The sequence below is a fragment of the Herbivorax alkaliphila genome (assembly GCF_030848475.1).
In the GTDB taxonomy this organism is placed as follows: domain Bacteria; phylum Bacillota; class Clostridia; order Acetivibrionales; family Acetivibrionaceae; genus Herbivorax.
Genome location: NZ_JAVDDS010000146.1, coordinates 1 through 905, shown reverse-complemented (window position 1 = coordinate 905; position 905 = coordinate 1). Strand labels below are relative to the sequence as shown.

Annotated in this window: 2 protein-coding genes; both read left to right on the top strand. The window is 29.8% G+C overall.

Annotation, left to right across the window (positions count from 1 at the left end):
* Positions 1-140: 140 nt before the first annotated feature.
* Positions 141-320, top strand: a complete 180-nt coding sequence (locus RBH29_RS17750) for a hypothetical protein (RefSeq protein WP_306698344.1) — start codon at positions 141-143, stop codon at positions 318-320.
* Positions 314-613 (top strand): type II toxin-antitoxin system RelE/ParE family toxin, encoded by a 300-nt coding sequence (locus RBH29_RS17745; protein ID WP_306698343.1) that lies wholly within the window; start codon positions 314-316, stop codon positions 611-613. Before RBH29_RS17750 ends, RBH29_RS17745 begins: the two co-directional genes overlap by 7 nt.
* Positions 614-905: the final 292 nt, after the last annotated feature.

The window sequence follows — 905 nt, the reverse complement described above, 5'->3', positions numbered from 1 at the left end:
ATATGGTGCATTTCCTTGACATCCTGTCACGGATTTTATGTGATAAATACAATTAAGAAAGTATTTTGTTATTTAAAAATGATTCTATGAACTCTAAATGTGATATAATTATATTATAAAACTTTATTGGAGGAATGGTTATGAGAAGTTTAAAACAAACAGTTATGGATTTAATTTCAAATTTGCCAGATACAGCAAAAATTGATGAGATTATGTATAAGTTATATGTTGCTGATAAAGTTATGAAGGGTGAAAATGATATAGACCAAGGCAATTTTATTAGTGTGGAGCAGTTGAGAAAGGAAACAGGTGAATGGTAAGGTGGTCTAATACATCAAAATTGGATTTGCGTCAAATATATGATTACATTGCAAAAGATTCTGTCTATTACGCTAAAAAAGTTGTTAATGATATTATTGATAAGTCCGAATATTTAGAACTATTTCCCAATATAGGTAGGAAAGTTGAAGAGATTAACGACAATGATTTAAATGAAATAATTATTTATTCTTATAGAATGATATATAAAGTTGTTGAAGATGGTATAAACGTTCTTGCGATTGTTCATTGTAGACAAAATCTAAAAAGTGAAATGCTTGATAATGAAAAATAGTTTTATTTAAAGTATGATTATTGGGGCATCCATCTTTGGGTGCCTTTGAGTTATGTGACACCATACTTCTGAGAACACTTAGCCAACGTTCCGAAGTTTTCGGCGAAAAAATGCTCTATCCAAGCCTAATGCCCTGTAACAGATTTTTTTCTAGAGTATGCAGGGCACAAATATAGGAAGTGCATTTTTAACATTATAAAAGAATAAAAATTAGTAAGGTTAAAAAGCACTAGAATGGATAGAGCTGAATTTATGCACACACCGCCGAAAATTATTGATATTTCTTGTGAAA

Coding starts and splice junctions, on each gene's coding strand:
- RBH29_RS17750 (WP_306698344.1), top strand. CDS start 141: ATGAGAAGTTTAAAACAAACAGTTATGGATTTAATTTCAAATTTGCCA.
- RBH29_RS17745 (WP_306698343.1), top strand. CDS start 314: ATGGTAAGGTGGTCTAATACATCAAAATTGGATTTGCGTCAAATATAT.